Source organism: Dyella sp. GSA-30 (assembly GCF_027924605.1).
In the GTDB taxonomy this organism is placed as follows: domain Bacteria; phylum Pseudomonadota; class Gammaproteobacteria; order Xanthomonadales; family Rhodanobacteraceae; genus GSA-30.
Map to the genome: position 1 here is coordinate 1,085,888 of NZ_AP027042.1, position 18,806 is coordinate 1,104,693.

At 62.6% G+C, this 18,806-nt stretch carries 16 protein-coding genes; 10 read left to right on the forward strand and 6 right to left on the reverse strand.

What is annotated here, in order from left to right; genetic code table 11:
• Window positions 1–11: 11 nt before the first annotated feature.
• The 3 genes from QMG46_RS04850 to QMG46_RS04860 all read left to right on the forward strand — a co-directional run bounded on the left by QMG46_RS04850 (window position 12) and on the right by QMG46_RS04860 (window position 4,157).
• Window positions 12–1,121 (forward strand): S-(hydroxymethyl)glutathione dehydrogenase/class III alcohol dehydrogenase, encoded by a 1,110-nt coding sequence (locus QMG46_RS04850; protein ID WP_281851362.1) that lies wholly within the window; start codon window positions 12–14, stop codon window positions 1,119–1,121.
• A gap of 25 nt (window positions 1,122–1,146) precedes the next feature.
• Window positions 1,147–1,722: an S-(hydroxymethyl)glutathione synthase gene (gfa, locus tag QMG46_RS04855; RefSeq protein WP_281852805.1), complete on the forward strand. Its 576-nt coding sequence runs from the start codon at window positions 1,147–1,149 to the stop codon at window positions 1,720–1,722.
• Window positions 1,723–1,799: 77 nt separating this feature from the next.
• Window positions 1,800–4,157 carry a TonB-dependent receptor gene (locus tag QMG46_RS04860; RefSeq protein WP_281851363.1) on the forward strand — a complete coding sequence of 786 codons (2,358 nt, stop codon included), beginning with the start codon at window positions 1,800–1,802 and terminating at the stop codon, window positions 4,155–4,157.
• Window positions 4,158–4,355: 198 nt separating this feature from the next.
• Here QMG46_RS04860 and QMG46_RS04865 read toward each other — a convergent pair whose 3' ends face one another.
• Entirely contained in the window at window positions 4,356–6,281 is a 1,926-nt protein-coding gene (locus QMG46_RS04865; protein WP_281851364.1) for a sigma-54-dependent Fis family transcriptional regulator, read from the reverse strand.
• Between the two features lie 330 nt (window positions 6,282–6,611).
• On the opposite strand from QMG46_RS04865, the gene QMG46_RS04870 reads away from it, so the two are divergent.
• From QMG46_RS04870 to QMG46_RS04880, 3 genes are all read left to right on the forward strand, one after another.
• The gene (locus tag QMG46_RS04870) at window positions 6,612–7,022 is read left to right on the forward strand and encodes an SRPBCC family protein (protein ID WP_281851365.1); all 411 of its coding nucleotides are present in this window, start codon (window positions 6,612–6,614) and stop codon (window positions 7,020–7,022) included.
• 75 nt (window positions 7,023–7,097) lie between these two features.
• The gene (gene dut, locus QMG46_RS04875) at window positions 7,098–7,586 is read left to right on the forward strand and encodes a dUTP diphosphatase (RefSeq protein WP_281852806.1); all 489 of its coding nucleotides are present in this window, start codon (window positions 7,098–7,100) and stop codon (window positions 7,584–7,586) included.
• Between the two features lie 69 nt (window positions 7,587–7,655).
• Complete coding sequence (locus QMG46_RS04880; RefSeq protein WP_281851366.1) at window positions 7,656–9,962, forward strand: phosphomannomutase/phosphoglucomutase; 2,307 nt, start codon at window positions 7,656–7,658, stop codon at window positions 9,960–9,962.
• Between the two features lie 91 nt (window positions 9,963–10,053).
• Here the strand turns inward: QMG46_RS04880 and QMG46_RS04885 are convergent, their stop codons facing one another.
• The 3 genes from QMG46_RS04885 to QMG46_RS04895 all read right to left on the reverse strand — a co-directional run bounded on the left by QMG46_RS04885 (window position 10,054) and on the right by QMG46_RS04895 (window position 11,975).
• Window positions 10,054–10,707, reverse strand: a complete 654-nt coding sequence (locus QMG46_RS04885) for a DUF4124 domain-containing protein (protein ID WP_281851367.1) — start codon at window positions 10,705–10,707, stop codon at window positions 10,054–10,056.
• Window positions 10,708–10,803: 96 nt separating this feature from the next.
• Window positions 10,804–11,451, reverse strand: coding sequence for an orotate phosphoribosyltransferase (gene pyrE / locus QMG46_RS04890; RefSeq protein WP_281851368.1), 648 nt, complete (start codon window positions 11,449–11,451; stop codon window positions 10,804–10,806).
• 26 nt (window positions 11,452–11,477) lie between these two features.
• Window positions 11,478–11,975 (reverse strand): GNAT family N-acetyltransferase, encoded by a 498-nt coding sequence (locus QMG46_RS04895; protein ID WP_281851369.1) that lies wholly within the window; start codon window positions 11,973–11,975, stop codon window positions 11,478–11,480.
• Window positions 11,976–12,020: 45 nt separating this feature from the next.
• Between QMG46_RS04895 and QMG46_RS04900 the strand changes: the two genes are divergently transcribed.
• The 3 genes from QMG46_RS04900 (at window position 12,021) to QMG46_RS04910 (ending at window position 14,430) form a co-directional block, all read left to right on the forward strand.
• Complete coding sequence (locus QMG46_RS04900) at window positions 12,021–12,791, forward strand: exodeoxyribonuclease III (protein ID WP_281851370.1); 771 nt, start codon at window positions 12,021–12,023, stop codon at window positions 12,789–12,791.
• Window positions 12,792–12,855: 64 nt separating this feature from the next.
• Window positions 12,856–14,073 (forward strand): AmpG family muropeptide MFS transporter, encoded by a 1,218-nt coding sequence (locus tag QMG46_RS04905; RefSeq protein ID WP_281852807.1) that lies wholly within the window; start codon window positions 12,856–12,858, stop codon window positions 14,071–14,073.
• A 78-nt stretch (window positions 14,074–14,151) separates the two neighbouring features.
• Window positions 14,152–14,430, forward strand: coding sequence for a hypothetical protein (locus tag QMG46_RS04910; RefSeq protein WP_281851371.1), 279 nt, complete (start codon window positions 14,152–14,154; stop codon window positions 14,428–14,430).
• A gap of 102 nt (window positions 14,431–14,532) precedes the next feature.
• Here the strand turns inward: QMG46_RS04910 and QMG46_RS04915 are convergent, their stop codons facing one another.
• Both QMG46_RS04915 and QMG46_RS04920 read right to left on the reverse strand, forming a co-directional pair.
• Window positions 14,533–15,654 (reverse strand): anhydro-N-acetylmuramic acid kinase, encoded by a 1,122-nt coding sequence (locus QMG46_RS04915; protein ID WP_281851372.1) that lies wholly within the window; start codon window positions 15,652–15,654, stop codon window positions 14,533–14,535.
• A 9-nt stretch (window positions 15,655–15,663) separates the two neighbouring features.
• Window positions 15,664–17,100 carry an OapA family protein gene (locus tag QMG46_RS04920; protein WP_281851373.1) on the reverse strand — a complete coding sequence of 479 codons (1,437 nt, stop codon included), beginning with the start codon at window positions 17,098–17,100 and terminating at the stop codon, window positions 15,664–15,666.
• 185 nt (window positions 17,101–17,285) lie between these two features.
• On the opposite strand from QMG46_RS04920, the gene tyrS reads away from it, so the two are divergent.
• Window positions 17,286–18,491 (forward strand): tyrosine--tRNA ligase, encoded by a 1,206-nt coding sequence (gene tyrS / locus QMG46_RS04925; RefSeq protein ID WP_281851374.1) that lies wholly within the window; start codon window positions 17,286–17,288, stop codon window positions 18,489–18,491.
• The last annotated feature ends 315 nt before the right edge of the window (window positions 18,492–18,806 follow it).

Here is an 18,806-nt window from a genome sequence, read left to right on the forward strand (position 1 = left end):
GAGGACATGTCATGAAGTCACGCGCAGCCGTCGCTTTTGCAGCGGGCAAACCTTTATCGATCGAAGAAGTGGATGTGGCCGGCCCGAAAGCCGGCGAAGTGCTGGTGCGCATCGTCGCCACCGGCGTCTGCCACACCGATGCCTTTACCTTGTCCGGGGCCGACCCGGAGGGTGAGTTTCCGGTCATCCTGGGACACGAGGGCGGTGGTGTGGTGGAAGAAGTCGGCCCGGGCGTGACAACACTTAAACCTGGCGACCACGTGATTCCGCTCTACACGCCCGAATGCGGCGAGTGCGAGTACTGCCGTTCGAAGAAAACCAATCTCTGCGTAAAGATCCGCGCCACGCAGGGCAAGGGCCTGATGCCCGATGGCACCTCGCGCTTTTCGTTGAACGGCAAGCCGCTGTTGCACTACATGGGCTGCAGCACCTTCAGCAATTACACCGTGCTGCCGGAAATCGCGCTGGCGAAGATCAACAAGGCCGCGCCGCTGGAGAAGGTATGCCTGCTCGGTTGCGGCATCACCACGGGCATCGGTGCAGTGCTCAATACGGCAAAGGTGGAGCCGGGTTCGTCCGTGGCGGTGTTTGGCCTGGGCGGCATCGGTCTTTCCGTCGTGCAGGGTGCGGTCATGGCCAAGGCCGGGCGCATCGTGGTGATCGACACCAACCCGGACAAGTTCGAGATGGCCAAGCAGATGGGCGCCACCGACTGCATCAATCCGAAGGCCTATCCAGATACCCCGATCCAGCAGGTCATCGTCGAACTGACCGGTGGCGTGGATTACTCATTCGAGTGCATCGGCAATGTCAACGTGATGCGTGCTGCCCTCGAATGCTGTCATCGCGGCTGGGGCGAGTCGATCATCATCGGCGTGGCCGGCGCCGGGCAGGAGATCAGCACGCGACCGTTCCAGCTGGTGACCGGGCGGGTGTGGCGTGGCACGGCATTTGGTGGCGTGAAAGGCCGCAGCCAGCTGCCGGGTTATGTCGACCGTTACATGTCCGGCGAGATCAAGATCGATCCCTTCATCACCTACACACTCGGATTGGACGAGATCAATCATGCCTTCGACCTGATGCACGAAGGCAAGAGCATTCGTTCGGTCATCGTCTATTGAATCTCCACCGTATGCTGAGGAGCACATCATGACTGTTGCCATTCACCCATCGGTCGACAAAGGCGTCAAGCCGGGCGCCGAGAATTTCTCCGGCGGCACGCTGGTTTGTCATTGCAAGGACAAGCCGGTCAAGGTCAGCGTCGGCACGCAGTCGGCGCACAACCATGTATGCGGCTGCACGAAATGCTGGAAGCCGGATGGCTCGCTGTTTGCGATGATAGCGGTGGTGCCGCGCGAACAGGTCGAGGTGACCCAGAACGCGGACAAGCTGAAGATTGTCGACGAGAAAGCGGCGATCCAGCGGCATGCCTGCACGGGTTGCGGCGTGCACATGTATGGACGCATCGAGAACAAGGGCCATCCGTTCTATGGGCTGGATTTCATCCACACCGAGCTTTCGTCCGAAACCGGCTGGTCGGCGCCGGGATTCGCTGCGTTCGTGTCGTCGATCATCGAATCGGGTGCCGATCCGAATAACCAGGACGCCGTACGCGCGCGTTTGAACGAACTGGGCCTGCCGCCGTACGACTGTCTGTCGCCGCCATTGATGGACTTCATGGCAACCAAGATCGCTCAGGCATCGAGTGTGCTGAAGGCTTGAACCTTGGGTGGCGTTGGGGTGGCTCCGATCGCAGCTGAACGCGATCGGAGCCGTTTGCGCGATGAAGTGGAGGGCATATGGCTGGATGGCGCATTCGAGGCGGTGGTGCGCCATGGGCGATCCTGCTGTTCGCGTGCCATCTGCATGCTGCCGATGCACCATCGATTGTTACCAATCTTGCGCCGATCATTGTTGTGCCGACACCGTTACCGGGCATGGGCATTGATGCGGCCGCCTTGCCATACGCCGTGCAGAGCCTTCGCTATGATGTGCAGCGCGATGTCGCCGGTGCCAATCTCGTCGGCGTCATGAACAATCGCCTGACCGGCGTGAACATCAATGACGTTCAGGGCAGCCCGTTCCAGGTCGACGTCACTTTTCATGGCTTTCGCGCTTCGCCGACACTGGGCGCGGCCCAAGGCATCTCGGTGTATCTCGATGGCGTGCGTGTCAATGAGCCCTTCGGCGATATTGTGAGCTGGGACATGATTCCGGAATTTGCGCTGGAGTCGATCACCTTGCTGCCTGGCGCCAACCCGGTGTTCGGTCCCAATACACTCGGTGGCGCGCTGGTGCTGACGACCAAGTCGGGACTGACATCGCCGGGTTTCGATGCGGATGTTTCCTATGGTAGCTACGCGCGCCGCCGGACCGACCTGTCGTATGGCATCAGCAATGCACAGGGCTGGCATCTCTTCGTTGCCGGGACATACTTCGACGAGAACGGCTGGCGCCGCGATTCGCCGGGCATCATGCGCAATGGCTTCTTGAAGTTCGGTCGACATACGGCAGCCGACGATTGGGACATCGAAGTGATGCATGGCAGCAGCCGGCTGGTCGGCAACGGCCTGCTGCCCGGCACGCGTTACGATGATGGCGCCCAGGTATTCGAGCCCGGCTTGTACCAACGGGACCGTCGTGCGATCTATACCGCACCCGATGTAACACACACGCAAGCCACCCAGCTGACGACGCACTACACGCATCGCTTCGGTGCGGACACGCAACTGACCGCCTTGCTCTATACGAGACATACGCGGCGCGACACGGTCAACGGCGACATCAACGACGACTACGACGATTTCATCGACGCCTGCGGCGCCGGCTACGGCGCCGATGGCGAGCCGCTGGACGGCGATTGCGATGTCTCCCGTGCCCAGGCCGATGCGCTGGCTACCGGCGTGCTCAACAGTACCTATACACGCCAGCAGGGACAGGGCGGTGGCCTGAGCTTCAGCACACACGTGGGCGATCACCAACTCGCGTTCGGGACCACGTTCGATCGCAGCAGCGTGAGCTACGCGCAGTACACGCAAGACGCTATGCTGGATGAGGGCAGTCGCGACACGATCGTCGATCCTTCCGCGCCGGTGGAATTCTTCTCCGGTGTCAACGGCACCAGTCGCTCGTGGGGTGTCTACGCCACCGATACCTGGGCGCTGACCGATACCACGCATGTGACCGGCTCCTTGCGCTGGAACGATCTGCGTTTGTTGAGCGTGCTGTCCAGTGCGGACGATGGCGTACAGCCCGGTCAGCGCAATACCTATCGCAAGCTCAATCCGTCGTTGGGCGTGACCCAGGCGCTAGGATCGTGGGTGATGTTCGCCAACGCGTCGCAAAGCAACCGCGCACCGTCGGTGATCGAACTGGGCTGTGCCGATCCGACCGAGCCCTGTCGCCTGCCCACGGGGCTGCAGGCCGATCCGCCACTGCGTCAGGTCGTATCGCGTGCGTGGCAGCTGGGTGCGCGCTGGAAGAACGATGGCGGTTTAAATGCTAGCGCTTCATTGTTCCGCACAGACAACCGCGACGACATCCTGTTTTTGCGCGCACCCAATACGCAGCAGGGCTACTTCGCCAACGTCGGGCGTACGCGTTATCAGGGGGCGGACCTGGACGTTGGCGGCCAGCAAGGCGCGTGGTCCTGGCACCTGGGCTACAACCTGCTGCTGGCTACGTATCAATCGTATGGCCAATTGCTTGCTGGCGAACGCACGATCGACACACGGCCGGGAACCCGAATTGCAGGCCTGCCGAGACACAGTGCGAAATTCACCGTGGACTGGAATGCCACTTCGCGCCTGACGCTGGGCGCGGATCTGTTGGCTTTCTCCGGCAGCGTCAGCAATGGCAACGAAGACGGACGTATCAGCGACGATGATCCCGATGTGCGCGCCAACTGGGGCACCCGCGGCTATGCCCTGGTCAATCTGCGAGCGGTCTTTGCGTTGAGCGATGCCTTGCAGTTCTACGCGCGCGTGGACAATGCATTCGACCGTCGTTATGAGACCTATGGCGCGGTAGCCGACGATGCCTTGCCGGACGGGCACCTGATCCGGCCACAGGTGGCGCCAGGCGAGGAGATGTCGACCTTGTTCGTGGCGCCTGGTGCGCCGCGGTTGTTTACGGTTGGGGTGCGCTTGCATTTCTAAGAAACGTTGTGCGTGCAGCTTCACCAAATGTTGAAGCTCCGCCTCCTACTCGTCATCCCGGCGTAGGCCGGGATCCACTCCTCAAGGTGGATGCTTGCGATACGTTGTCTGACGAGCGAGGACCGAGGAGTGGATCCCGGCCTACGCCGGGATGACGGCTAGGAGGTAATTCGGATTCCCGGATCTTGTTTCTACAATTCAATCCGGCAACACAATCCCATGCTTGTGCAGCTTGCGATACAACGTATTGCGACTGATCCCCAATGCGCTGGCAGTACGACTGATATTCCAGTGCATCTGTTCGAGCTCACGCAGCAAGGCCTCGCGTTCGGCGGTGCGCAACGGCGCATCGCCATTGCCCGCGACAGATGTGGCGGCAGGTTCGGCAGCGCTGTAACCGGTGATTTCCTGCGGCAGGTTGCATGGCCGAATCACGCTATCGGAGCAAAGCGCCGCGGCAGTGCGCAGCGTATTGCGTAGCTGGCGGATATTGCCCGGCCACGTGTAATTGAGCAGCAAGCGCAGCGCATCGTCACACAGCCTTGGTCGCGCCAGCCCTTGCGACTCCTCCGCCAGCAGCGTGTCTATCAGATCCAGTTTATCCGTGCGCTCCCGCAGCGCCGGCAATTGCAGCGTGATGCCATTGAGTCGGTAATACAGGTCTTCGCGAAACTCGCCCGCCTGTACCATCTTCTGCAGATCCTGATGGGTGGCGCTGATGACGTGCAGATCGACCGGAATCGCGCGTTCGCCACCCAAAGGCATGACTTCATGCTCCTCCAGCACGCGCAGCAGACGTGTCTGCAGACGCAACGGCATATCGCCAATTTCATCGAGAAACAGCGTCCCGCCACTGGACTGGCGGATCTTGCCCAGATGGCCATCGCGCGAGGCATCGGTAAACGCGCCACGGGTGTAGCCGAACAGCTCGCTTTCGATCAGCGGCTCGGGAATGGCCGCGCAGTTGACCGCGATAAACGGCTTGTCCGCCCAGCTGCTGGCCAGGTGCAGCGCCTTGGCAAAGGCTTCCTTGCCGGTACCGGTTGCGCCCTGCAGCAAGAGCGGTACGCGGCGGCCGAACAACTGGCGGCCGCAATTCATATTGTGCTGCATGCGCGTATCGCCGCCGACGTGCTGGCGTGTCGATGTCGGGCTCGCCGCGGGTGCCGATAGCGTCACACCGTTGGTGATCACCGAAGGCGGCCGCACCATCGCGAAGAAGCGGCGGCCGTAGGCGGCGTCGCGCACCGGCCACAGCGTCGCCGCGTCGGCGAAGGCGCGTTTTTCCAGGGTGTTGAAGTCGAATGGGAAGATCCGCTCCAGCGACTGCCCGACCAGTTTGTCGCGCGACATACCCAGCTGGGTCAGCGCGCTTTCGTTGACCGCCCGCACGACGCCGCTGCTGTCCACGGCTAGCAGGGCTTCGTGCAACAGACCGACGAACTCGGGTCGGCTGTGAAAACGCAGGATCCATTTGTCACGGCATTCGGCGAGGAAATGGCAGCGTGAAATAAGGTTGGCCGACATGGCGACCAAGGCCATCGTATGGCGCTGGATCAGACGTGTGTCGGCGGCATTGACGGTAGACGCGTCCAGCACGCCCAGCACTTCGCCCTGCGTATCGAGCACCGGCGCGCCGGAGCACGACAGATCCATGTTGAAGTGGCGAAAGTGCTCTTCGCGATAGACGGTGACCGGCCCGCCTTCGGCAATGCACGTGCCCAGGCCGTTAGTGCCCTCGTAACGCTCGCTCCATACAGCGCCGACGCGCAAGCCGGCGCCGCGAAATTCGCGCTTGAGCGACGGATCGGTGATGGCGCCCAGAATGGCCGCTTCGGCATCGCACAGAATGACCGCATAACCCGAGCCGGCAATCTGTTCGTAAAGATTTTCCATCTCCGCCCGCGCCACATTCAGCAGCTCCCCAAAACGCTGCTGGCGTTCGCTGATCGAGGCGGCATCGAGTACGGGCGTGTCGCGTGCCGCGTCGGCGTCTATGCCGTATTCCTCGATGCAGCGCAGCCAGGATTTGGCGACATGTGGCGCGACGTTTACGTCGCCCAGCCGCTCACGCAGCATGCTGTCGATGCGGGTCGAGGAGGTGTTGGACAACACACTGCGCATATGTTGCTCCATGGATGCGAAGGTGATCCACGGCATCGAAGCGTCTTGAAGTCAGGATGCAGGCGGTGCAGCTGTGACGCCATCCGTGATACCCGTTGACGAGGATGGTCCTTAACCGGTCACGGAGCAAACCGCAGTGCAGCATATGGCGCGGTGTGTCACCGGCGCTGTCTCGGAACAGCAACAGCGTTCACGGAAATTGCACATCGGGAACGTGTTTTTTTGCGCCATTTCGGTGGCTTGAACTTGGCGCGCCTCTTGCCTGCATTAACGCATCGAAAGAACGCACCGAAAGCTTCCACACCACCTTGAGTAGCGCGGAGGGCGACTATGGCGGAGGTTCGGGTGGCGCAGCGGCTGGCCAATCCGGCCGACGTCGTGTGGGCGCTGATCGGCGATTTCGGCGGTCTGCACCGCTGGCATCCGCTGGTCCACGGATTGGACCTGTCCTGGGAGGGGCGCATCCGCACCTTGCACTACGCCGACGGCAGCCGCGCGGTGGAGCGACTGGAAACACGCAGCGATGCGAGCCGTCGTTACGTCTACGCGCTGGTCGACGGCGCCCTGCCGATGCTCGATTGCCGCGCAACGTTGCAGGTCAGTGCGCGCAAGCAGGGGTGCACGGTGATCTGGTCGAGCGTGTTCGAACCCGCCGGGGCCACCGAATCGGTCATCGAAGACGCCTTGCGGCATCTTTATATGGAAGGCCTGGCGGCGCTCGCTGCCGCCCTCGATGGCTGACAGGACCGGAGGTTTCCGTACAATCCTTCAATCTGGCGCCGCCCTGGCGCGTTCTCGGAAGGATAGGGATTGAACATCGCGCCTAGCATCGAACTGCGCATTCTCGACGAACGTCTGCGCACCTGGGGTCTGCCCACCTATCAAAGCGACCAGGCCGCCGGTATCGATCTGTTCGCCTGTATCGACGAGCCATTGGTATTGGCCCCCCAGGCTCCCTCGGTGCTGATTCCTACCGGGCTGGCCATGCATATGAATACCCACGAGTTCTGCGCCCTGGTGCTGCCGCGCTCGGGCCTGGGGCACAAGCGCGGCCTGGTGATGGGCAACGGCACCGGGGTGATCGATGCCGATTACATGGCCGAATGCTTTGTCAGTGTGTGGAACCGGAACCCACCGCGCAGTGGCGCCGGGGGCGAGGATGCGAGCATTACCATTCAGCCGGGGGATCGTATCGCTCAAATGTTGTTCGTGCCGATCGTGCGCCCGGCGTTTACGGTCGTGGAATCGTTCTCGACGTCGAGTCAGCGGGGGCTGGGCGGCTTCGGATCCACGGGCGTGAGCTAATCTTGCGCGTGCGGGTGCGTTCGCAACAGTAAAACAGGTCGGCGAGCCGGCTAATCAAAGGGGAGAGGCATGGCGAAAACCACGGTAAGCAGACGGATGCGCGCGCCCAATGTCCACTTGCGCGGTTTGCTGCCGTTGGCGGCAGGCACGCTGTTGATCCTGCTCGGCCTTTTCTGCGCCTGGCAGACCTGGCTGATCGCCGACGAGGACGGCGCCAAGGAGCGCCTGCATGCGGCGCAGAACGAGGCGGTACAGAGCCTGCAGGGCGAAATCGCGATCGAGCGCGGCAAGATCCAGCAAGCGCTGACCGGTATCGATCCGTCCGTCGAGCACGATTTGCTGATTTCGCAGCTGCATCAGGCATTGCCGCAGGCCACGCAGATCGAAATCTATTCCGGCAGCCTCGACGAAGTCGTGCACGCCGATTATCGCCAGTTCGGCTACGGCAAGGCCGCTCAGTTGCTGGCCGCGCAAACGGCCGACGGCCAGACCTTGATGCAGACCGTGTCCGACGGCGCCGCGCGTCAGCTCACCCTGGTGTTGCCGCTGGGAGCGCCGATCAAGCCGCGCGCATGGGTATGGCTGGCCTTTCCTTTCTCGGGGCTGCAACAGCGCTTCGAGTCCATTCGGGTGCCAGACGGCAGGCTGGAGCTTCATCAGGAAGATGACCGCATCGACCGCTCCTTATTGGCAAGCGGAGCGCGCAGCGGGGAACGCGAAGTGCTCGGCAAGCCCGTGCCTGGGAGTGCCTTCAGCGTGGTTGCCGCGGCACCGCAAGCTTATGTCGTCTTGCCGCGCTCGGCGCTGCTTTCCGGGTTGCTGGCGCTGTTGGGCATCGGTGGCGGTGGTTTCCTGCTGTGGTGGCGTAACCGCCCGGAACCGGAAATAGCGCCAGAAGAGCCAGAAGAGTTGCCTTTGCCCCCCGTGGTCGAAAACAAGCCCGAATCGCCCAGGCCGGCTGCTCGCCCCGCGCCCAAGGCGCCGCCTGCGCCGGCAGCGGTGGATCCGACGATTTTCCGCGCCTACGACGTGCGCGGCGTAGTCGGTAAATCGTTGACCCGCGAAGTGGCGCGCCTGCTCGGTCAGTCGATCGGCACGGTGATGCGCGAGAAAGGCCTGCGTGAAATCGTGGTGGGCCGCGACGGTCGCCTGTCCGGCCCGGAACTGGCCGGTGCCCTGGCCGACGGCTTGCGTGAAGCGGGTATCGACGTGATCGATATCGGTGCCGTACCGACACCGGTGGTCTACTACGCCGCTTACCGTTTCAATACCGGCAGCGGCGTGGCGGTGACCGGCAGCCACAATCCGCCGGACTACAACGGCTTCAAGATCGTGGTCGGCGGCGAGACGCTGTCCGAAGGCGCGATCCAGGATCTGTATCAGCGCATTGCCGGCAACCGGCTCGAGAGCGGCGGGCAGGGCGGCATCCGTCATATCGACGTGGTACCGGACTATATCGAGCGCATTACGTCGGACGTCCAGGCCGAGCGTAACCTCAAGATCGTCGTCGACTGCGGCAACGGCATCCCCGGCGCGGTGGCGCCGCAGGTGCTCGAAGGCATCGGTTGCGACGTGATCCAGCTCTATTGCGACGTCGACGGCAGCTTCCCGAACCATCACCCGGACCCGTCCGATCCGCACAATCTGGAAGATCTGATTCTTGCGGTGAAACAGACCGGTGCCGATCTGGGCATTGCCTTCGACGGCGACGGCGATCGTCTGGGCGTGGTGACACGGGAAGGCGAGATCATCTTCCCGGATCGCACGCTGATGTTGTTCGCGCGCGATGTGCTGTCGCGCCAGCCGGGTGCGACGGTCATCTATGACGTCAAGTGCACCGGCCATCTGCGCGGCCAGATTCTCGACGCCGGCGGCAGTCCGTTGATGTGGCGCACCGGGCACTCGCTGATCAAGGCCAAGATGCGCGAGACCCATGCGGAACTTGCCGGCGAGATGAGCGGCCATTTCTTCTTCAAGGAGCGCTGGTACGGTTTCGACGACGGTATCTATGCTGCCGCGCGTCTGCTGGAAATCCTTGCTGGCGACCTGGAAGAGCGCACGCCCGAAGCGATCTTCGCGACGCTGCCCAAGGGTGTGTCCACGCCCGAGCTGAAGATCGAGATGGCCGAAGGCGAGCATTACAAGTTCATGGACAAATTCCGTCAGACCGCCACCTTCGGCGACGCCACGCTGACCACCATCGATGGCGTGCGCGCGGACTGGCCGGATGGTTGGGGTCTGGTACGTGCGTCCAACACCACGCCGATCCTGGTGTTGCGTTTCGATGCGGACAGCCCGGCGGCACTGAAGCGAATCCAGAATGTCTATCGTGAGCAACTGCTCGCGGTGAACAAGGATTTGAAGTTGCCGTTCTGAGCATAAAGCCGATAGTGGTATCCAGAGGTACCACTATCGGCTCAAGTACGTGCCCCTGTCGGCGATCCCTCGCTGGCGTCGCGGCGATAACTTATTCGCCGCGGTCTTTTTCCGCGGCGGCCTTTACCTGGCGGTAGTGCGCCATCTGTTCGGCCATCTTGGTTTCGGCGGCATCGCGCGTGGTCTCCTGCTTGAGCAGGACATCGCGTTGGCCGGCGACCACATTGCGTTGCTTGGCGATGCTGTCGTTGAGCGATTTGGGCACGGGCTGCTTGGCACGCTCGGCTTCGCCCGCGCGTGCCAGCAGATCGGTCAGCGCTTTTTCCTGACTATGCAAATTGATCTTGGTGGTGTTGATCTGCTGGTCGATGGTGTCAAGGTTTTGCTTCAGCGAGCCTTGATAGGCTGCCTCCGAGCTGTACGCGGCGAGCATCTGGCTGTCGCTGCGCGCCTGGTCGTCGGCCGCTTGTTTCGCAGCGGCGTTCTGCGCTGCGATTTTCTGTGCGGCCGCGCGTTCCTGCGGATTGAGTTGGCGATCGACGTGCCCGACCGTCAGCCCGCGGTCGTTGACGATGTCATAGCCGTATTTCATCGCATCCGCGCTGAGGCTGTCGCTGTAATGCGGCAGGCCTTGCGCGTCGGTCCAGCGATAGCGATAGGCGCTCTGGTTCTGTTTTTGCTGAGCGAGCACCGGCGCGCTGACCACGGCGGCGGCAATCGTGATGGCGGCAAAGATCGTTCGCATGCGTGTCCCCTTGGATCGCAGCCAGTATAGCCACGGGGACGAAGGCCGACCTACCTCGTTACTGGCGGTCGGCCGTGGCTTGTGACGCGGTTCAAATCAGCCGGTGACGCCGTAGCGCTCGCGATAGGCCATCAGGCGCACATGCTCGGCCGCCAGTTCAGGGCGCTCGCCGGCATAGGCCAGGACATTGTCCAGGCCGGTAATGGCGATCACCGGAATACCGAATTCGGCGGTAACTTCCTGTGCGGCGGACAGTTCGCCCTGGCCGCGTTCCTGCCGGTCCAGCGCGATCAGCACGCCGGCGGGTGTGGCGCCTTGGGCGCGGATCAAGGCAAGCGACTCGCGCACCGCGGTGCCGGCGGTCATCACATCGTCGACGATCAGGACGCGACCCTTCAGTGGCGCGCCGACCAGGACGCCGCCTTCGCCATGATCCTTGGCCTCCTTGCGGTTATAGGCCCAGGGCAGGTCTTTCTGATGGCCGTCGGCCAGCGCGATGGCCGTGGCCGCTGCCAGGGCAATGCCCTTGTATGCCGGACCGAACAACATGTCGAACGCCACGCCGGAATTGACCGCGGCCGCCGCGTAGGAGCGGCCCAGCTGGGCCAGCGCCGCACCCGAATCGATGCGCCCCATATTGAAGAAATACGGGCTCTGGCGGCCTGATTTGAGCGTAAATTCGCCAAAGCGCAGCACATCGCGCTGCAAGGTGAGTTCGATGAAGTCGCGCTGGTAGTCGTGCACGGGTGGTCTCGCCGGAAGTGGAGTAGTCAGATGCGTAGTTTACGCACTAGCAGGTGTTGCGGCCCGGATCGCCCACCCAGATGCAGTTCGCCGGTATCGACAAAGCCCGCGCGCAGGTACAACGCCAAGGCCGCCGCATTGCGGCAATTGACGGTAAGAACCAACGCCTCGATCGCAGGGTGCCGCGTTTCCACGTCGCCGATCACTGCGGTCATCACGGCACGGCCCCAGCCACGGCCTTGCCAATCCCGGTCGATAAAGAACGAACGCAGGCCCAAGGCGGGATAGTCCATATCGTGCCCGGCAATGCTGCGCACGCTTTCTTCGAGCCGGTAGAAGCCGATCGGCTCGTCTCCCAGCAGGATCGCCATGGGCTCGCTGCCTTCGCATAAAAGGGAATCGGCCAAGGTCACGGCAACCGGGCTGACGAATTCGTCCTGATCCGGCCGTACGCGCAGCTTCAGGAGCTCGGCGTGCAAAGGCGGTTCGGCGAGCATCACGCGGATGGCAGGGGGGCTGGACATGGTTGGTATGATGACGCATTCCTTTGTGATTGCAGGAGAGCGTGCATGCGCATCATCAGCCTCAACGCCAACGGCATCCGTTCGGCCGGCACCAAGGGCGTGTTCGAGTGGTTGCGCAAGCAGAAGGCCGACGTGGTCTGCCTGCAGGAAACCAAGGCGCAGGAAGACCAGCTCAGCGATCCGATGTTCCGGCCCGATGGACATCATTGTTTCTATCGTGATGCGAGCAGCAAGAAGGGCTACAGCGGCGTGGCGATCTACGCCAAACGCGAGCCGGACGAAGTGCGTACCTCGCTGGGCTGGGAGCCGTTCGACAGCGAAGGGCGCTATATCGAGGCGCGCTTCGGCAATCTCAGCGTGGTATCGCTTTACGTCCCTTCCGGTTCGTCCGGCGACGAACGCCAGCAGTTCAAGTTCAAGGTGATGGAATGGATCACGCCAATCTTCGACGAATGGCTCAAGAGTGGCCGTGACTACGTGATCTGCGGCGACTGGAACATCGTCCACACCAAGAACGACATCAAGAACTGGAGTTCCAACCAGAAGAACTCCGGCTGTCTTCCGGAAGAGCGCGCGTGGCTGGATCTGCTGTTCCAGCAGCGCGGCTGGGTCGACAGCTTCCGTGCGATCAAGCCGGACGCGGTCGAATACACCTGGTGGTCCAATCGTGGCCAGGCGCGTGCGAACAACGTGGGTTGGCGTATCGACTACCAGGTGGTGACGCCTTCCTTGCGCGATCGCCTGAAGTCCTGCTCGATCTACCGCGACGAACGTTTCTCCGACCACGCGCCCTATATCGTCGACTATGCCGACTGAGCCGGCTGCGAAGCCCAGCAAGCCTTCGATCTGGCAGGCCTTTACCCAGCCATCGGCGTGGACGATGGCGTTCCTCGGGTTTTCCTCGGGCCTGCCGTTCCTGCTGGTCGCCGGCACGCTGGCGTACTGGTTGAAAGAAAACGGCATCGTGCTCAAGGACATCACGATGATCGCCAGCGCCGGCATGACATACGCGTTCAAGTTCGTCTGGGCGCCGTTGCTCGATCATTGGCGGTTGCCGGGTTTTGCGCGCCTGGGACAGCGGCGCGGCTGGCTATTGTTCGCGCAGTTGTGCGTTACCGCCGGCCTGATCGCGATGGCCTTGCTTACGCCGGCCCAGCTTCCGCTCTTTGTTGCCGCCACCCTGGTCGTGGCGTTCTTCGGCGCCACGCAGGACATCGCGGTGGATGCGTACCGTATCGAGATCGCGCCGCTGGAGGCGCAGGGCGCGCTGGTAGCAACGTATTCGCTCGGCTATCGCATCGCCCTGATCGTGGCCGGCGCGCTTGCCCTGATCGCGGCCGATCACTTGCCCTGGCGCGTGGTCTATCTAGGCATGGCGGTGGCGATGCTGATTCCGATCGCCACGACCCTGCTCGCGCGCGAGCCCGAGGTCCTGCGCACCGCGCCACGCAGCTGGGGCGAGGCGATGCGCGAGAGCATCGTCGACCCGTTTGCCGATTTCTTTCGCCGATACGGCTGGGTCCTGGCCCTGGTCACGCTGGCTTTCATCCTGTTGTTCAAGATTCCCGAGCAGGCCACCATCGGCGGCGTCATGAGCCCGTTCTATCGGGATATGGGTTTCGACAAGACCCAGATCGCCACCGTGACCAAGATCTACGGCATCTGGATCGGGATCGTCGGCACGTTTATCGGCGGCGCGGCGGTGGCTCGCTGGGGCGCATGGCGTCCGCTGGGCGCGGCGATCGTCCTGGCCGGTGCCAGTAACCTCTTGTATCTGTTCCTGATTGCCCATCCCGGCAATATCGTGGTGCTGACCCTGGTGATCTCCGGGGAAAACCTCACCCTGGGCGTGCTCGGGCCGCCGACCGTGGCCTTCCTGTCGTCGCTGGTCAACAAGCAGCACACGGCCACCCAGTACGCGTTGTTGAGCTCGATGGTCAATTTGCCCGGGAAACTGCTTGGCTTTTTCGCTGGCGGCATCGCCATGGCCACCGGCTACGGCATGTTTTTCATCATTACCGTGCTATCGCTGCTGCCGGCCGGCGCCCTGTTTCTTTATTTGTGGCCGCGTTACGACGACAAGCTCAAAACCGGCTAAAGGGCGCTTGCATACCCCACGCCCACCTGTGCCACCATGTTGCTCACAGGGGCCCAGTCAGTTACGCGGGGCAGAGTCGTGCCGGATCTCACCATACGCCACATCGACAGCCTGATGGCCGACCGCATCAAGCAGCTGGCCAAGGAGCGTCAGTGGTCGATCAATGACGTGGTGCTGCACGCGCTGCGGCATGGCCTTGGTATGGCCGTGGCCGGCAATGTGTTTGCCGAGACGATGCTCGATCCGGGCGACCTGACTATCTTGAGCGGGCAATGGGATGCGGAAGAGAAAGCCGCGTTTCAGGAGGCCGTGCAGGCGTTGTCGGTGGCGCCTTCGAGTACGTTGGCGGAGAAGTAGTCGCCGCCGGAAGCCCCCCTCACCCCAGCCCTCTCCCCTGGCTCTGCCGTGGGAGAGGGCTGGGGTGAGGGGGCAAACGCTCGCAGGAAACTCCTTATTCCATCAACCCCGCGGCGCCAAATACACAGCCCCCAACACCCGAGCCCCACGCGCCCCGGTAACCGCCGGCAAATTCCCCGGCAATCCCAACAATCGCTGCCGAGCCAGCCAGGCAAACGCCGTGGCCTCCAGATAATCCGGATCGACACCGAAAGCAGCCGTGCTTTGCAGCACGCAGGGCGACAGCAGTTCGGCAAGCCGCCGCATCAGCGCGCCGTTGTGCACGCCGCCGCCGCAAGCCAGTACATCCACCGCATCGAGCGCATAGCGTTTGATCGCATCGGCGACACTACGCGCGGAAAGCTCCAGCAAGGTGGCCTGGACATCGGCTACCGACAAACCGGCGACGTGTGCATGCGCGTCCAGCCAGGTCAGATGAAAATGCTCGCGCCCCGTGCTCTTGGGTGGCGGCAATGCGAAATACGGATCGGCCAGCAACGCATCGAGCAAGGCAGCGTCCACCTGCCCGGTTGCCGCGAACGCACCATCCTGATCGAATGCCGCGCCGCGATGACGCAGATGCCAGGCGTCCATCAAGCCGTTCGCCGGCCCGGTGTCGAAGCCGAACACGTCACCGTGCGCACCGAGCACGGTGATATTCGCGATACCGCCCAGATTGAGCACCACCCGGCATTGCCCCGGCATCGACAACAACATCGCGTGCACGGCAGGCAACAAGGGCGCGCCCTGGCCACCCGCGGCGACATCGGCACGGCGGAAATCAGCGACCACATCGATGCCGCAGCGCTCGGCGATCACCGAGGCGTCGCCTACCTGCAGGGTAAATGGCTGCGCGCCGCTCGGGCGGTGGCGCAAGGTCTGGCCATGCGAGCCGATGGCCCGTACGGTCACCACGTCCGCGCCGCTTTGTCCGAGCACCGCCAGCGCGGCATGCGCGAACTGCTGCCCGATAGCGACATCGAGTCGTCCATAGGCATCCAGATCCAGCCGCTCTTCATCCTGCGCCACGCGCAGAATGCGTTCGCGCAGATCGTCAGGCCAGGGATGGGTGAGTGCGGCGACAAGCTGCGGGCGATCGTTTTCGAAGCGAACCAGCGCGGCGTCGATACCGTCCGCGCTGGTGCCGGAGATCAGCCCAAGATAGAGCGATGAAGCGTCATCCACGTGCGGGGCTTAGTCGTCGTTGCGCGACGAGCTGCCGACGCGGGCCATCTTCATGTTGGCGTCGAGTGTCTTCAGGCGAGCCAGCTGCGGCTGCACGACCTGCGCCTTGAACTTCGCCAGCTGTACACCGCTCATCGGCTCGGGCTTGGGCAAGGTGACCGATTGTGGGTCGCGCTGCTCGTTGTTGATACGGAATTCGTAATGCAGATGCGGGCCGGTGGCCAGGCCGGTCATGCCGACAAAGCCGATCACTGCACCCTGGGTCACGCGTTGGCCGACTTTCTCGTTGGCGAACTTCGACATGTGACCGTAGGCGGTGCTGATGCTGCCGTTGTGCTGGATGATCACGAAGTTGCCGTAACCGTTCATCCAGCCCTTGAACTTGATCACGCCATCGCCCGCGGCGTGGATCGGCGTGCCGGTCGGTGCGGCATAGTCCACGCCCTTGTGCGCGCGCATCTTGCCCAGAATCGGGTGGAAACGCGCGGCGCTGAAGGTGGAGGAGATACGCGTGAAGTCGACCGGAATACGCAGGAAAGACTTCTGGATCGGGCGGCCGTCTTCGCTGAACCAGCCGTAGTTGCCGTCGTCCTTCTTGAAGCGATACGCAGTGTAGCGCTTGCCCTGGTTGACGAATTCGGCTGCGACGATGTCGCCTTCGTGCAGATAGGCGCCGTCGCGATACACGTCGTCGTAGACCAGGGTAAAGCTGTCGCCTTCGCGCAGGTCCTGCACGAAGTCGATGTCGTATTTAAAGAGTTCGGCGAGCTTGAGCACCATGGCGTTGCTCATACCGGCCTTGGAGCCGGCGGCGAACAGCGAGCTGTCGATCACGCCGTGGGCGATGTGTTCGCGACGCTCCACTTCGCGCGTCTGCGCGACCATCGTGGGCTTGGCACCATCGAAACGGACCGTTGCGCGGCTGCTTTCGTCCTTGTCGAAACGAATGCCCCTGAGGCTACCGTCGCTACCGAGCAGGAAGTCGAATTCCTGGCCGGGCTTGATATTGTGCAGCGCCTTGGCATCGCCGGCCTGGTCCACCACGTGCTGCAGGTCGGTCAGGCTAAGACCCTGGCTCTGGAAGATGTCGGACAGGGTCTGGCCCGGCTGCACCTGCACGATGTGCCAGTCTTCGACGGTCGGAGTCTGATGCACCACCGTATCGGCCTTGGGCAGGGCCAACGGCAGCAGGGAATGGGCGGCCGGAACGGCCGGCGGACGCATCGCACTCGCCCATGCGGGAATGATGAAACCGGAAAGCGCGGTAATCAGCACGGCCGTCCCGGCGAGGACCCAGCGCTCACGATGCCAATGGATCGGCTCTTCGCTGTGGTGACCAAAAGACCAATGCGAGACACGTTCGTAAAAGTGAGAGTGACGGCGCTGCGCCTTGCGACGAATGGCTTCTTTTCGCGCCGCGCGCGCGATCTTGCTGCCCTCACCCATGCCCTGTATGCCCCGCGGTACAAATTATGTAATGGCGCGTACCATAACGGCCCTGTGCAAACGACGTCAACGCCTTTTCGATCAAGGGTTTGCGCTATGTTTTGGGTTAACGCACAATTAACCCTATTCACCTTTGTGATCGTGCCGGCGCCCGCCGGCGCGCCGCGTTACATATAGAGGACACCATGAACGAGCTCGACCAGGCGCTGGCCACGATTGCGCGCGGCGCGGACGAAATCATCAAGCAGGAAGAACTGGTCGAGAGGCTCAAGCGTGGCCGGCCGTTGCGGATCAAGGCGGGCTTCGACCCGACGGCGCCGGATCTGCACCTGGGCCACACCGTGCTGCTCAACAAGATGCGCCAGTTCCAGGACCTGGGCCACCAGGTCATTTTCCTGATCGGCGACTTCACCGGCATGATCGGCGATCCGACCGGCAAGAACGTCACCCGCAAGCCGCTCACCCGCGAGGACGTCCTGGCCAATGCCGAGACCTATGCCGAGCAGGTCTTCAAGGTGCTGGACCGGGACAAGACCGAACTGCGCTTCAACTCGGAGTGGTTCGGCAAGATGACCGCCGCCGACATGATCAAGCTGGCCGCCCAGCACACCGTGGCGCGCATGCTCGAGCGCGACGATTTCGCCAAGCGCTACGCCGCGCAGCAGCCGATCGCGATCCATGAGTTCCTCTATCCATTGGTGCAGGGCTACGACTCGGTCGCGCTCGAGTGCGACGTCGAGCTCGGCGGTACCGACCAGAAGTTCAACCTGCTGATGGGTCGCGCGCTGCAGGAGCACCACGGCCAGCCGCCGCAGATCGTACTGACCATGCCGCTGCTCGAAGGCCTCGATGGCGTCAACAAGATGTCCAAGTCGCTGGGCAACTACATCGGCATCAACGAGCCGGCGATCGATATCGTCACCAAGACGATGAAGATCGGCGACGAGCTCATGTGGCGCTGGTTCGAGCTGCTCAGCTTCGATGTGTCGCTGGAGGAAATGGCCCGGATGAAGCAGGACATCGCCAGCGGCGCGCTCAACCCGCGCGACGCCAAGATGCGCCTGGCGCGCGAGCTGGCCACGCGTTTCCACGATGCGGCCGCGGCGGAGCAGGCGATTGCCGGCTGGAATGCGGTGGTGCGCGGGGAGGGCGATACCAGTCTGTTGCCGCTTACCGAAGTATCCGTGCCCGCTGAAGGCTTGCGTCTGGCCGCGCTGTTGAAGGCTGCGGGTCTGGCGTCGAGCAACAGCGAAGCCAATCAGAAGATCAAAGAGCGCGCCGTGCGCATCAATGCAGAAGTGGTCGAAGACGCGCAGCGCATATTCGTGCCCGGTTTCGAAGCGGTGCTGCAGGTTGGCAAGCGCAACTTTGCGCGCGTGTTGCTCAAGTAAGTAGCACTGATCCATGGAGTGCGCGACGTGTGTGTCGCGCGCTTCGATGCTTGTGTCTTGCGAGAACAAGCGCTTAGCGAAGCAAGTGAAAAAAATTCGAGAAATTTTCGAAAAATCGCTTGTCAAAAATGGGGCCCCTCCCTATTATTCGCCTCCCGCCGCAGCATCCCCTGCAACGGCAACTCCCCCGCTGAAATTCATCTTCTTCAGGGTGTTGACGGACAGGAAAAACGATGTAATATGGGCGGCTCACTCGGGACGAAATGTTCCGAAGCGGATCGAGAAATCGGACGCAAGTGGTTGAGATCTTTGACA